The organism is Enorma phocaeensis, assembly GCF_016901575.1.
In the GTDB taxonomy this organism is placed as follows: domain Bacteria; phylum Actinomycetota; class Coriobacteriia; order Coriobacteriales; family Coriobacteriaceae; genus Limicola; species Limicola phocaeensis_A.
Genome location: NZ_JACJKQ010000009.1, coordinates 57,190 through 69,282 on the forward strand (window position 1 = coordinate 57,190; position 12,093 = coordinate 69,282).

Annotated in this window: 14 protein-coding genes; 6 read left to right on the plus strand and 8 right to left on the minus strand. The window is 65.6% G+C overall.

Annotated elements, in window-relative coordinates; all coding sequences use genetic code 11:
• Positions 1-92: 92 nt before the first annotated feature.
• Positions 93-1,694, plus strand: a complete 1,602-nt coding sequence (gene guaA / locus H6A15_RS06425) for a glutamine-hydrolyzing GMP synthase (protein WP_204672927.1) — start codon at positions 93-95, stop codon at positions 1,692-1,694.
• Positions 1,695-1,837: 143 nt separating this feature from the next.
• Positions 1,838-2,206, plus strand: coding sequence for a hypothetical protein (locus H6A15_RS06430; RefSeq protein ID WP_239462413.1), 369 nt, complete (start codon positions 1,838-1,840; stop codon positions 2,204-2,206).
• A gap of 70 nt (positions 2,207-2,276) precedes the next feature.
• On the opposite strand, the gene H6A15_RS06435 is transcribed toward H6A15_RS06430, so the two are convergent.
• The 5 genes from H6A15_RS06435 to H6A15_RS06455 form a co-directional block, all read right to left on the minus strand.
• Positions 2,277-3,560 (minus strand): hypothetical protein, encoded by a 1,284-nt coding sequence (locus tag H6A15_RS06435; RefSeq protein ID WP_204672928.1) that lies wholly within the window; start codon positions 3,558-3,560, stop codon positions 2,277-2,279.
• A 169-nt stretch (positions 3,561-3,729) separates the two neighbouring features.
• Complete coding sequence (locus tag H6A15_RS06440; protein ID WP_204672929.1) at positions 3,730-4,677, minus strand: N-acetylmuramoyl-L-alanine amidase; 948 nt, start codon at positions 4,675-4,677, stop codon at positions 3,730-3,732.
• A complete protein-coding gene (locus H6A15_RS06445) occupies positions 4,667-4,807 on the minus strand; it encodes a hypothetical protein (RefSeq protein WP_204672930.1) in 141 nt (46 codons plus the stop codon). Before H6A15_RS06445 ends, H6A15_RS06440 begins: the two co-directional genes overlap by 11 nt.
• Entirely contained in the window at positions 4,800-5,024 is a 225-nt protein-coding gene (locus H6A15_RS06450) for a hypothetical protein (RefSeq protein ID WP_204672931.1), read from the minus strand. Before H6A15_RS06450 ends, H6A15_RS06445 begins: the two co-directional genes overlap by 8 nt.
• Positions 5,024-5,239 carry a hypothetical protein gene (locus H6A15_RS06455; protein WP_204672932.1) on the minus strand — a complete coding sequence of 72 codons (216 nt, stop codon included), beginning with the start codon at positions 5,237-5,239 and terminating at the stop codon, positions 5,024-5,026. Before H6A15_RS06455 ends, H6A15_RS06450 begins: the two co-directional genes overlap by 1 nt.
• Positions 5,240-5,512: 273 nt before the next feature.
• Here H6A15_RS06455 and H6A15_RS06460 point away from each other — a divergent pair, with 273 nt between their 5' ends.
• The 4 genes from H6A15_RS06460 (at position 5,513) to H6A15_RS10435 (ending at position 7,583) form a co-directional block, all read left to right on the plus strand.
• The gene (locus H6A15_RS06460; protein WP_204672933.1) at positions 5,513-5,821 is read left to right on the plus strand and encodes a helix-turn-helix transcriptional regulator; all 309 of its coding nucleotides are present in this window, start codon (positions 5,513-5,515) and stop codon (positions 5,819-5,821) included.
• 3 nt (positions 5,822-5,824) lie between these two features.
• Complete coding sequence (locus H6A15_RS06465; RefSeq protein WP_204672934.1) at positions 5,825-6,397, plus strand: ImmA/IrrE family metallo-endopeptidase; 573 nt, start codon at positions 5,825-5,827, stop codon at positions 6,395-6,397.
• 182 nt (positions 6,398-6,579) lie between these two features.
• Positions 6,580-7,242 carry a DUF4417 domain-containing protein gene (locus tag H6A15_RS06470; protein ID WP_204672935.1) on the plus strand — a complete coding sequence of 221 codons (663 nt, stop codon included), beginning with the start codon at positions 6,580-6,582 and terminating at the stop codon, positions 7,240-7,242.
• Positions 7,239-7,583, plus strand: a complete 345-nt coding sequence (locus tag H6A15_RS10435; RefSeq protein WP_239462414.1) for a hypothetical protein — start codon at positions 7,239-7,241, stop codon at positions 7,581-7,583. Before H6A15_RS06470 ends, H6A15_RS10435 begins: the two co-directional genes overlap by 4 nt.
• A 135-nt stretch (positions 7,584-7,718) precedes the next feature.
• Here H6A15_RS10435 and H6A15_RS06480 read toward each other — a convergent pair whose 3' ends face one another.
• The 3 genes from H6A15_RS06480 to H6A15_RS06490 are packed head-to-tail and all read right to left on the minus strand — an operon-like array spanning position 7,719 to position 11,990.
• Positions 7,719-9,104 (minus strand): hypothetical protein, encoded by a 1,386-nt coding sequence (locus tag H6A15_RS06480; protein WP_204672936.1) that lies wholly within the window; start codon positions 9,102-9,104, stop codon positions 7,719-7,721.
• A complete protein-coding gene (locus H6A15_RS06485) occupies positions 9,104-10,831 on the minus strand; it encodes a BppU family phage baseplate upper protein (protein WP_204672937.1) in 1,728 nt (575 codons plus the stop codon). The genes H6A15_RS06480 and H6A15_RS06485 overlap by 1 nt, the downstream gene beginning before the upstream one ends.
• A gap of 1 nt (position 10,832) precedes the next feature.
• Positions 10,833-11,990 (minus strand): phage tail spike protein, encoded by a 1,158-nt coding sequence (locus H6A15_RS06490; RefSeq protein ID WP_204672938.1) that lies wholly within the window; start codon positions 11,988-11,990, stop codon positions 10,833-10,835.
• Positions 11,991-12,093 lie beyond the last annotated feature (103 nt).

Sequence of the window (12,093 nt, forward strand, 5' to 3'; positions counted from 1 at the left end):
TTCGATGGCTGAAAATCATTCCCGCCGCAGGTATCGGCGTGTATCATAGGTGCGTTAACACTCGCGCGTATGGCGCAAAGGAGAGGAGACTCATGTCGCAGAATGCTTCTAGCAGCAAAGTCCTGGTATTTGACTTCGGCGCCCAGTACGGGCAGCTCATTGCCCGTCGCGTGCGCGACCTGCACGTGTATTCCGAAATCGTGCCGTGCGACATCTCTGCCGAGGAGGTTCGCGCCATGGAGCCTTCGGCGCTTATCCTGTCCGGCGGACCTGCAAGCGTATACGCCGAGGATGCCCCCTCGATCGACCCTGAGATCTTCAACCTGGGGCTGCCGGTGCTCGGCTTTTGCTACGGGCACCAGATCATGGCGGTCACGCTCGGCGGCGAGGTGGCTCACTCCGAGGTGGGCGAGTATGGGCCGGCGACGCTCGCCTGCGACAACAGCTCGTCGCTGTTCCGAGACACCCCGCTCGAGCAGACCGTGTGGATGAGCCATCGTGACGCGGTCGACCGCGTACCCGCGGGCTTCCATGTGACCGCTCGTACCGAGGTGTGCCCGGTTGCCGCCATGGAGTGCCCCGAGCGGAAGCTGTACTCCACGCAGTTCCATCCGGAGGTCCGCCATACCGAGTATGGCCAGCAGATTTTGAAGAACTTCCTGTTTGGCGTCTGCGGCCTCGAGGCGTCTTGGACCATGGACAATCTGGTCGAGACCATGTGCGACGACATCCGTGCCACCGTCGGCGAGGACCGCGTCATCCTGGCGCTTTCAGGCGGCGTGGACTCCAGCGTGGTCGCCGCGCTCGGCGCGCGCGCTATCGGCCGCCAGATGACCTGCGTGTTCGTGAACCACGGCCTTCTGCGCAAGGGCGAGCCCGAGCAGGTGGAAGAGGTCTTCACCAAGCAGTTCGACGTCGACTTCATCCACGTCCACGCCGAGGACCGCTATGCCGAGCTCCTGTCCGGCGTGGTCGACCCCGAGCAGAAGCGCCGCATCATCGGCACGCAGTTCTGGAAGGAGTTCTTCGCTGTGGCGAAGCAGCTCGAAGAGGACGGGCGTCCGGTGAAGTATCTGGCGCAGGGCACCATCTATCCTGACATCATCGAGAGCGGCGCGCGCAAGACGGGCGGCAAGGCGTCCACGATCAAGAGCCACCACAACCTGATTCCGTTCCCTGAGGGCGTGCATTTCGACCTGATCGAGCCGCTCGATCACTTCTTCAAGGATGAGGTGCGCGAGCTCGGTTTGGCGCTGGGGCTGCCCGAGCACATCGTGTACCGTCAGCCGTTCCCGGGCCCGGGCCTGGCGATTCGCATCATCGGTGCCGTGGATCCCGAGAAGCTCGAGATCTTGAAGAATGCCGATGCGATTGTTCGCGAGGAGCTCGATGCGTACAACCAGCGCCTCTTCGAGGAGACGGGCGAGCGCAACAGCGAGCATAGCTGCTGGCAGTACTTCTGCGTGCTGCCCGACATCAAGAGCGTTGGCGTCATGGGTGACGAGCGCACCTACCAGCGACCGGTGATCGTGCGCGCCGTCGAGTCGAGCGACGCCATGACTGCTGACTGGGCGAAGTTGCCGTACGAGGTCTTGGCAAAGATTTCGAGCCGCATCGTCGCTGAAGTTCCGGGTGTGAACCGCGTCGCCTACGACATTACATCGAAGCCGCCCGCGACGATCGAGTGGGAGTGATTCGCCCCGCAAAACGGTTCGCAACGGTCTGAGTCAGAAACCAACATTTCCGCAGATAAGAAAGGGTTTTTCTCCGAAGGAGGAAAACCCTTTCTCTCACTTCAAAACGCTCCGTTCGGGATGATTCTTCCACGAATTCTTCCATGGAAGAGGGCTCTGGGAAGGCAGGGACAAGGCTAAAACCAATCAATACGGAAACGGAGGAGCCCATGCTGAGCGAGAAGGAACTTAAGGAAATGATGGAACTTGAGGACTACGCGCACTTCCGCGCGGAGCTCGTTGAGATCTCACCGCAGAGCTTCGACATCTACGAGCTCAAGGAGATCCTCGGCGACATGATCAGAAGCAAAGTTGCCATGGAGGACAACATGAGGGAAAGCTTCGCGGAGCTCAGCGAGGTCGAGCAGACGCAGCTCCTCGATATGCTCGGGGAGAGTGGTTACAAGGACCGCGACTGGTGGCACCGGATGCTCATGGACGGCCCCAGGCACCGGACGTTCCCGACCATCTAGACGTCGACGCCCCCGCATCCGCACAAGGATGCGGGGGCGCTCTTGTGAGCAGCTTTGTGAAGCGAATGTCTTAGGTCTGCGGATCATCGTCATCCATCGTGGAGGCATCCTTGGGAATCAGAAGACGTATCTTTTCGCCGTCTAGGACGATAGCCGTCGCCTCATTAAAGATCTCGCTTTGATGCTTCAGCTCGGCACGTCTCTTCTCGGAGAGCTCAGCCAACGGCCCATCGGTCGATGCGGCCGCGCTCAATCTGCGTTTCTGTGCCGACAGCGCCCTCTTTGCCTCCGCCCGCATGGTCGGCGGGAGAAAGCGTCCCGCGTTCCGTCCTGCGCTGTGTATGGCTCCGGCAACCGGGTTCTTCGCCTCATAACCGTCATCCTCCAGTTTGGGAGCGACGAACGGCTTTCCCTTCAAGGCGCCTATCTTCCTTCGGAGGGCCTCCTGAACGTCAGAGCGCGCCTTGTCGTACTCCTCGAAGTATGCGATCGCCCGGCGTTCGGAGTCCCTGAGCTTGTCTGGGCCGAACGAGCCGCTATATTGAAGCTCCGCCTGGTTCTCCATCAGAAGAACGGTGTAGACGGCGGCGGCAGAGCTGTCGCAGCTTTCAAGGACGCTCAGGAAATTCCTCGCGCCGGCACTATCGAGCTTCCCGGCCCTCCTCACCTGCAAGCCCAGGTCGTTGAGGGACTGGATCTGGAAGCTCCACGCTGCCAGCGCGTCGCGCTTGATGCCCTCGAGGGCGTTTTGCACTGCCTGGTTCTTCTCGGGCATCTCGCTGTACTCGGCGTAGTGCTCTATGTAGTCCTTAAGCATGAGGAAAGACGCCTCGATCTTCGCGTCGCGCTCCCGCTTCATCTCCCTCTGGATTTTCGAGACACCCTCTTCGATGCCGTTCAGGCGATCGCTTATCTCGGTCATATAGGCCTGACCGACGGCAACGGCTGCCGCCTGAAGGGCGATGTTGGCAACCGCCGCGGGCGACACCTTGACTTGCCTTATGGCTGCCTGAGGATTGAACTTTCCGTTCTTCCCAAAGCCTCCGCACTGCTTGAACTGCTCCCATCCCGGAGTCTTCCTGTTAAGCAGGTCGTTCCATCCGATGCCCTCGGGGAACTTCACGATGGCGTGGTCGTACTGTGCCGCTGCCTCGGCGACGTTTCCCGCAAGGGGGATGAGCGCGTCGAAGAAGTCGCGTCCGCCCACGGACTCGGGATCTATCTCAACGACGCGGTAGAGCGACAGATCGACGTCATTGACATCGTTGGAATACACAATTTCGGCGCTCTCGGAGGGGACGATATCGACGTTTTCATCGTCCTTCTTTCCAAAGTTAAAGGGGCCTATTCTCATGACGTATCACCTCGCAAGCTGAATGATACCATCCATGGAATAGACCCCTGTGGACGGCGCTACTCCTCAAGCCTGCCAATCAACCAGAGCAAAGGCAAGATAGGTAATAAACCAAGGCACAGCAGCACAGCGAGTGCCGTGGCAACGCCCCAGGCGACGTCCTCCCGCGTCACGACAGCATCTCGTTCACGCGCGCCTGCACGGCGCCGTAGAGCGAGCCCAGGCGGCGCTTCCTTTCGGCCCCGTTGCCGTAGTCGCCGCGGATAACGGCGTGGGCGAGCGCGTCGATGTCCGCACCGCCGGACGACCCACCGGAGCCGCCGGCTCCCAGCATCTCATTCACGCGCGCTTGGACCTCGGCGTAGTGCGACCCCAGCGCGGCCTTCCGCGCCGTGCCGTTGCCGAACTCGCCTGCGATCACCCTGCGCGCTAGGTCGTCCACGTCGTCGGACGCAGGCGCCTGTGCGGCGGGCCCACCTGAGCCGCCCGCCAGGATGCGGTTCACCTCCGCCTGCACCTCGGAGTAGCGGCTCCCCAGGGCCGCGCGCCGCGCGTCCCCGTTGCCGAACTCGCCCGCGATGACGCGCCGCGCGAGCTCCGCGACCGTCCCGCTGGGAGCGGGCTCCACGCTGCCCGAGGGCGCCGCAGCCCCGCCCGTGATCGCCGCCTTGAGCGCCGCCCACTTCGACGCCGAGACGTACGGCGCGGGGCACAGCTTGCCCGTCACGTCGTAGTGGCGGATGACCCCGGATGCGCCGATGCCGTACTTGGCCATGAGCTTCTTGACCAGCCAGCTCAGCTTGGCGATCTCCGTCGCGCTGAAGTCCTCGCCGGCGCTCACGACCTCGATGCCGACCGCGCGGCAGTTCATGAGCCAGTTTCCTGCGTGCCAGGCGGTGTCGCCCTCGGCCACGCTCTGGTAGATCTCCGGCGTGATGTCGTCGACGAAGTAGTGGGCGGAGGACCCCTGACCCTCGTTCCTCGAGAAGTACGTCGCGTTGTTGCGCGCGGAGGCGAGCGTCGCCGTGAAGTGCACCACGATGCGGTCGACGGCGTGCGAGCGTCCGCGCGTCATGTGGTCGCTCCCGCACTGCTTGAAGAGGATGCTATACGCCATCGGGCACCTCCTCGAAGCCGCCGTCCTCGCCCTCGTCGGGCTCCCAGCCGTCCGGCGCGGCCGCCTCGGCGCCCGGGGCGCGCAGTGTCTCCCAGCGCTCCTCCTCGCTCGCGAACTCGCGCTCACTCATCGCCCTCACCGCCCGAAGGCAGCGCCGCGCCGAGCTCCGCCATGACGGGCGTGAGCACGGCCATCACGAGCGCCACCACGATCGGGCGCCACTCCGGCGCCAGCACCGCGCAGCCCACGAGCATGTCCACGTTGGCAACCACCACGCCGAGCACGCCCTGTACGATCGTTCTCGCCAGACGCCACGGCCACTCGTTCGAAGTCAGGAATGTCTCCATCATTGCCCCTTCCGCAGATTCTCGATCTCCGCCTTCACGACGGCGACGTCCTGTTCCAGGGCGTAGGTGCGCTCGACCATGCGGTTGTGCTTCTCGACCTGCCGCGTCAGGTTGTCGATCTTGACCTCCATGACCGCGCGGCTGCGCGAGTTGGACACGAGCACCCCAGCGAGGGTGAGCACCCCCGTCACGAGCGCCGCGACGACCGACTCCATGCGCGCCTCCTCCCCGGACGGGAGCGCCCCGCCCTCTGGGAGAAGTGTCCGCCGTAGTCACAAACGCGCATGTCTAGCTGCAGGTATGTTGCGAAGCGTCGAATATTGTTACTTCACACAGAAGTTCACAAGCAAGTTCGCAAGTTACCGATTTCATTAGGATTCTCGTCATGGGCTGCAGAGTAAATAACGAGTTGACGCCCTGTCCAAGGATGCTACAATTACCAACAAACGGTAACTATTACCGTCAATGGGTAACGAAAAGGAGAGGGCATGGCAGATTTGTTCGCGAGCAGGCTTTCGCTCCTGCTAAGACAGAGGGGATTGTCGCAGAGGGACCTGGCGGGGATGGTCGGTCTGACCCCCGCTGCCATTAGTCGGTATGTGAGCGGAGAGCGCAGGCCCAAAGCGATCATCGTGGCGAAGATTGCAAAATCGCTCGGTGTTCGGCCGGAGGACTTGACGGGGACATGCGCGGAGCGGGAGGTCGACGGGGCTGTTCAGCTCATCGCCCGCAACGCGAACCGCCTCTCGGACGAGCAGCGAGACCAGCTCATCAGGGCCATCATCTCCAAGCGATAAGGGGTGTCTACTGAGTTGTTGACGCGTGCGAGGCAGATCGAGATTGAGATCGAAGTGGTGACGCTGCTGCAGGAGTTGGGGATTAACCGCTACCCCATGAGCGTCCAGGATCTCGCAGAAGGATTGGGGATCGAGCTGGTGAAGTACTCGTCCCTGTCCGTGGAGGAACGGGCGCTTGCGAAGGCGGCCTCCGACGATGCGTTCCACGTCCGGACCGCTGACTTCTACGAGACGCGTATAGTTCTCGATGACCGGGGCGCCTACTACTTCCGTTCTCGCTTCTCTGGAGCGCACGAGATCGGCCATATTTGGCTGGAGCATCGAGAGAGCACGGCTGACCGAGAGGCGGAAGCCGACTACTTTGCCGGCTATCTACTTGTACCCCACCCCCTTGTCTTGACGGCTTCTGCGGGCGAAAGCGTCTCCGACCTGTTCGGAGTCAGCGGTCAGTGTGCTGACTATGCCCAAGATCAAGCTAGGGTTCGCTTGCGCGAGGGTACTCCCAGAAGACCTCACGAGAAGTGGCTGCTAGACAACGTGGTCTGGGAAGGGGGTGGTCTCGTTGGAAGGCTGTAGATAAAAGTAGCCGTCGAAACGCCAATTTCGACGGCTACAGCTGGGGCTCGTCGGAGCCCACTTACCATTGCTGAGTATAGGGCGGGCGCCAGGCCGAGCCCTTGCTCAATCGGCGAACCCCAGCGATTCCGCACACCAACGGTTATCTACGCCGCCAAAGGCGGCAGATTGGGGGACGCCTCATGAGCGACCTTCTAAAGTACGACGTATGGCGCACGCGATACTACCAAGGAGCCACGTTCGCCGGCGATTTCGAGATGCCGGTGATCAAGGGCACGGACAGGGTTCCGGAGAGGCTGATTCGATTCTCCGAGGCGAAGTCCGAGAAGACGGATGACAAGGGGGCATGGGTTGTGCCCTATGAGCACGACGTGAAGCTCGAGTGCATGTGGAGCAACGCATTCAAGTACATGGACAACCTCCTCGAGCATCCAGGAATCGTCTCGTGGGACTTCTCGATGTACCGTAACATGCCCTTTTCGCTTCAGCAGTGGAACTGCTTCCGAGGCCGCCTGATCGGAAGCCTGTACGAGAGAATGGGCGGCGAGTGCATTCCGAACATCAGGCCAACCGACGAGAGAAGCCTCCTGTACGCACTCGACGGCATACCCACAGAATGCACCGTTGCGATGGGAAGCGTGGGCAACCTCAGGGACCGGAACGACAGGGCGGTATTCGAGAGGTACGTGGGAGAGGTGGTAAAACGCCTCCGTCCAGCGAACATAATCGTGTACGGGGATGCTCCGGACGATGTGTTTCACCGAGCGAACGAGGATGGGGTGCCCGTATGGTCGTACGCCACCAAGACGCAGGAAGCACACGACGCAGCCGGGAAGGTGGCATGATGGGAGGAGGAAGCGGACGAGGGTTGAGCTTCGGCGCGACCATAGGATCTGGAGAGCTGCCGCTTCAGTATGAATTCGAGGCCAAGAGGTCTCCGGAGCAGCTTGCAGGAGGGGCGGAGGCGGCGACAATGCCGTCAGGAGAAAAGAATCTGCCGATGCTGGTCAAATACGTTGGGGGAGCTGCTGGGGCAAACCTGGTCATTGGGAAAATATATGAGGTCATCGCCGTCGAATGCGACCAGTACAGAATTGTGGACGAGACAGGAGAGGAAAACCTCTATCCACTGGAGCTGTTTGAGATCGTAGCGGTGAGCAGGGGAGCTGCTATTATGAGCGCCTAAGGCCGAGGTCAATGAGCGGCGGGGCCCGCCCCTCGCGCCGCCCGCACGGCAGGCTCGTCCCAAGCGGAGCCCGGCGGCGCGTCCACCCCTCCGGCACATGCGGCGCGAGCGCCGCACGCGCCGGAGGGGTGCTTGTCAAGAGCTCTTCGCCGTGAGGTACCCCGCGCCGCCCGCGCCGTCGATCCTCATGTACTGGTAGCCCGCGCGCGAGCTCGCGTAGGTCGTGCCCGCCCCGCCCACGAGCGACGCGCACTGGTAGAACGTCTGGAAGCCGGAGACGCCGGAGGCCGGCAGAGCCCAGTCGGCGTCCGCCCAGATCGTCACGAGCGAGCCGCACCCGCCGAAGGTGTAGGCGAGGTCCTCGAGCGAGGACGGGTCGAGCCCGGAGAGGTCGATCTCCGTGAGTCCTGTGCAGCTGTTGAAGGTGTGCTGCATCTCACGCACGCCGTGGAGGTTTCCCATCCCCGTCACGTCGGTGACCGCCTGGTGCCCGTAGAACCAGTAGTTCGTGTTCACGTGGTCGTAGGTCGCCATGTCGGCGGCGATCCCCACCGCCTCCACGTCGTCGCGGTGGTCGTACCAGGGCTGGTAGCCCACCGAGTTGTACCGCGCGTTCGCGCACAGGCGCCCCGACGACACGAGCCCCCGCCCGGCCTCGGGCTCCATCGCAGCCGTCAGCACGAGCTCGCCGTCCGCGTAGAGGAAGCAGCGGAACCACTCGCGCTCGTCCTCCGACCCGTCCGGGTGGGTCAGGACGCCGGTCGACTCGAAGTGCAGGTTCAGGTGGTCGTCTGTCTGCTCCGGGACGTAGCCCCTCTCCCCGACGAGGCGCCGGCACCCGCTGAACATGAGGGTTCCGCTCTCGACGGACCCGTAGAAGCTGTCGGCCCATATCGTCTCGAGCGAGGCGCAGCTCACGAACATCTGGTTCATGTTGGTTGGCGTGACGAGGTGGCCGAACCCCTCCACCTCCACGAGGTTCTCGCAGCCGTGGAAGAGGTAGGCGGCGCTGGCGAGGGCGCTCGACTCCATGTCCTCGTCGATGACTGCCCGCGTGACGGAGAGCTTGTCGTCGTCCCAGGGGCGCGCGCCGGCGGATGCGTACCCGGCGGGGTCGACCTCCCACGCCTTGAGGATGACCGCGCCGGGCACCGACGAGGACCGCCCGTCGCGGTAGTTGAGCTCGAGCGTCCCGTCCGAGAGCAGCAGCGCGCGGATCTTGACGCCGGTGTCCCAGGAGAGCGCGAGGATCGCCGGCGCCATCTCGCTTGGCTTGTACGTCTCGGCAAGCCCGTTTTGCGCGCGGATCGCGTCGGCTATCGCGTCGAACACGGAGTCGGAGACCACGCCCGTGCCCGTCGCCGCCACCGCCTGGTAGGGCGTCCCCGCCTGGGTCCCGTCGAGCGCGAGCACCGCCGCCGCCATCTCCGAGGGCAGGTAGGTGTCGGTGCCGCCGTTCTGCACCCGTATCGCGTTGGCGATGTCGGTGAAGACGGACTTCTGGATCGTCCCCACGGCCATCAGAACTCCACCCCGCTCAGGTCGTCAAGGTCGGCGATCGCCTGGTCGACGTACTGCTTCGTCGCGTAGGCCGAGAGGTCGGGCGTCGTGCCCGGCGCGCCGTCGGAGCCGTCCTGGCCGGGCGCGCCCTGCGGCCCCTGCTCGCCGGTTTCGCCCTTGAGGCCGGAGAAGGCGAAGGCGAACGTGCGCACCCCGGGAGTGCCGCCGAGCGTCACGGTCACGGAGGGAGTGCCCGTGGAGGCGTCCACCGTGGCGGTCGCGCCCAAGATCTCGGCGTCGGCCCCGTCCTGGCCGTCCGCCCCCGGTGCACCGTCCTGGCCGTCGGCGCCGGGTGCGCCGTCGACCCCGTCCTCGCCACGCAGCCCCTCGAGCTGCTCGGCGGTGAAGTCCGCGTAGGTAAACGCGTCGCCCTTTGGGCCGCGCAGGTCGGCGGAGCTCGTTCCGCTTGCGCTCGTCACGGTGAGCACCGACCCGGCCCACGAGTGCGTGCAGCTCACGCCGTCGGCGCCATTCGCCCCTGGGGCACCGTCGCTGCCGTCGGTTCCGGGAGGCCCCTGGACGCCCTGAGGCCCCTGCAGCGCCGCCAACTGCTCCTCGGTGAAGTCCGCATAGGTGAACGCCTCGCCGGGCTCGCCCTGTGGGCCTGGGGACCCCTGCACGCCCTGGGGACCGCGCAGCGCCTCCAGCTGCTCGGGTGTGAAGTCCCCGTAGGTGAACGGGTCGCCCTTGTCACCCTTCTCTCCGCGCAGGGATTCGATCTCCTCCTCGGTGAGGTCGTCGAGCGTCATCTTGTCGCCCTTGGGGCCGCGCAGGGCCTCCAGTTGCTCCGCGGTGAAGTCGGAGTACTCGAAGGGGTCGCCCTTGTCGCCCTTCTCCCCGTTGTCGCCCTTGTCTCCCTTGGGGCCGTGCGTGAGGGTCGCCGTGGTGGTGCCCGTGGCGTCCGTGATGGTCACCACCGCGCCCGTCTCGGTCTGCTCCACCTTGGCCGTGGGGCTCACGCCGTCGGTGCCGTCCTGCCCGTCGGCACCGGGAGCCCCGTCCTCGCCGTCGGCGCCCGGCAGGCCGTCCGCCCCGTCGAAGTCGCCGCGCTCGGCCGCCTCCAGCAGCTCGTCCTTCGCCTGCGTCGCGGCAGCGGCGGCGGCGTTCGCGGCGGCGACCGCGCCGGAGGCGCCCTGCGCGGCCTCGACCGCCTGTTCCGCCGTGGACACCGCGCCCTGAGCCGTCGTCACGGCCTCCTGCGCCTTGGAAACCGCCTCGGAGATGAGGGCGTCGGCGTTCTCGTACTTCTGGATGGCCTCGAGGAACATCGAGTATCCGTCGGAGCCCCCGCCCTCGCCGCCGACGAGCGCGGGCTCCACTAGCACCGTGAAGGAGAGCGAGGAGAGCGCCCGCTCGTCCCAGGAGACCATGACCTGCGCGTCGACGGTCCCCTCGGCGGCCGCCATCGCCGCCGGCCAGAACACGCGGAACTTGCCTGCCTCGGCGTCGACCTCCTCGAGGGGCTCGCAGCCGCGCACGCGCAGCTCGCGGTGGCGCCAAAGCAGGTACAGGGAGGCACCCGTGAGGTCCACCGCCTCGCCGCCGCGCGTGACCGCGAGCGCGATCCCGCGCCCCACCGCGTCCGCGGGCGAGGCGACGAACGGCCCCGCGAAGGGCGCGTCGCACTCGTCCCATACGACCTCGCGCAGCCCGTCGCCGTCCAGCGGGAACGTGCTCTCGTCACTCATGTCAGAACTCCTCGCTGCCAAGATCCTCATAAGAGGCCACCGTGTCGGACGCCGTCGCCGCCGTCTCCTCGACGGCCGTCACGCGCGCGGCCACGTCGGCCGACGCCGCCCACGTCGTGCGCTCGACCGAGCCCAGCGTGAGCCGCACCGACGGCGCGCCCTCGCCGAGCTCCCGCACGCGCCGCACGCAGCGCGCCTTGAGGTGCCACGCCGGCTCGCGCGACGAGTCGATGACGGCAACGTCGTCGCCCAGGCGCACACCCGCGCCGCCGTCCACCGCGGCCACGTCCACCTCGTAGGAGACCCTCGGCACGCAGGCCGCCCCGAGCGCCGCCAGCGTCAGCGCCTTCAGCTCGGAGGCGTCCTCGCAGTCGGGGAACACCACGTGCCCGAACCGGTGCACCTTGGCCTCGCGCGCCGCGTCCCAGCGCCCCCACACGAGCCGCGCGTCCTCGTCGCCGACCCAGTTCGCGCCGTCGTTCACGGACCCGAAGGTCAGCCGCCGCGTGAACCCGCCCGTCGCCACGCCCTGCTCGTCGTAGATCGGCAGGCCCTTCCCGTAGCCGTAGAGCGCCGTGAACACCTCGTCCTCGAGCACCGTGCGCGTGCACGCCGCGAGCGTCTTGCCGTAGCTGAAGCGCGCCCCGCGCCACGTGCCCCGCCGCGCCGGGAGGTCCACCGTCCGCGAGCTCACGCGGCCGTCCATCACGGTTATGGCCGCCACGGCCTCGCCGCCCCACACCTCCTCGACGCGCCGGAGCGCCGCGAGCGCGTTCACGTGGTAGAGCAGGCAGCCGCGCTCGGCGTCGCCTGTGCCCACGTCGCCCACGGCCCAGCGCGTGGGCGCCAGCGCCGCCGCCAGCGCCTCGGAGGCCGTCTTTGCCACCAGCTGCGCCTCCTCGACGAAGTCGCCCAGGAGCTCGCAGAGCGAGGACTCCGCGTAGACGTGCGCCGGCGCGCCCAGCGGCTCGTCGGTGCGCACGACCACGTGCTCGCGCCAGATGTCGTCCTGCGGGTCGCGCCACAGCAGGCGCTCGCCCTTCTCGGGGGCGGCCAGGCAGTCGAACTCGATCGTGTCCTCGCCGCCGACCTCCTCGACGTGCGTAATCCCGCCCACGGCGGGCAGGATACCCAGCCGCTCGTCGAAGTGAGTAATCACCCTGCTCGGTACCGGGTGTAGCGCGAGTCGATACTACCCTCCGCCCCCGCCGATATTCCGCTTCGATACCGCCGATATCGCGCCTCGATACCGCCCGCGGGCG

Bases quoted from the DNA above. Each gene is read 5' to 3' on its own strand.
- guaA (WP_204672927.1), top strand. From the start codon at position 93: ATGTCGCAGAATGCTTCTAGCAGCAAAGTCCTGGTATTTGACTTCGGC.
- H6A15_RS06430 (WP_239462413.1), top strand. From the start codon at position 1,838: ATGGAAGAGGGCTCTGGGAAGGCAGGGACAAGGCTAAAACCAATCAAT.
- H6A15_RS06435 (WP_204672928.1), bottom strand. From the start codon at position 3,560: ATGAGAATAGGCCCCTTTAACTTTGGAAAGAAGGACGATGAAAACGTC.
- H6A15_RS06440 (WP_204672929.1), bottom strand. From the start codon at position 4,677: ATGGCGTATAGCATCCTCTTCAAGCAGTGCGGGAGCGACCACATGACG.
- H6A15_RS06445 (WP_204672930.1), bottom strand. From the start codon at position 4,807: ATGAGTGAGCGCGAGTTCGCGAGCGAGGAGGAGCGCTGGGAGACACTG.
- H6A15_RS06450 (WP_204672931.1), bottom strand. From the start codon at position 5,024: ATGGAGACATTCCTGACTTCGAACGAGTGGCCGTGGCGTCTGGCGAGA.
- H6A15_RS06455 (WP_204672932.1), bottom strand. From the start codon at position 5,239: ATGGAGTCGGTCGTCGCGGCGCTCGTGACGGGGGTGCTCACCCTCGCT.
- H6A15_RS06460 (WP_204672933.1), top strand. From the start codon at position 5,513: ATGGCAGATTTGTTCGCGAGCAGGCTTTCGCTCCTGCTAAGACAGAGG.
- H6A15_RS06470 (WP_204672935.1), top strand. From the start codon at position 6,580: ATGAGCGACCTTCTAAAGTACGACGTATGGCGCACGCGATACTACCAA.
- H6A15_RS10435 (WP_239462414.1), top strand. From the start codon at position 7,239: ATGATGGGAGGAGGAAGCGGACGAGGGTTGAGCTTCGGCGCGACCATA.
- H6A15_RS06480 (WP_204672936.1), bottom strand. From the start codon at position 9,104: ATGGCCGTGGGGACGATCCAGAAGTCCGTCTTCACCGACATCGCCAAC.
- H6A15_RS06485 (WP_204672937.1), bottom strand. From the start codon at position 10,831: ATGAGTGACGAGAGCACGTTCCCGCTGGACGGCGACGGGCTGCGCGAG.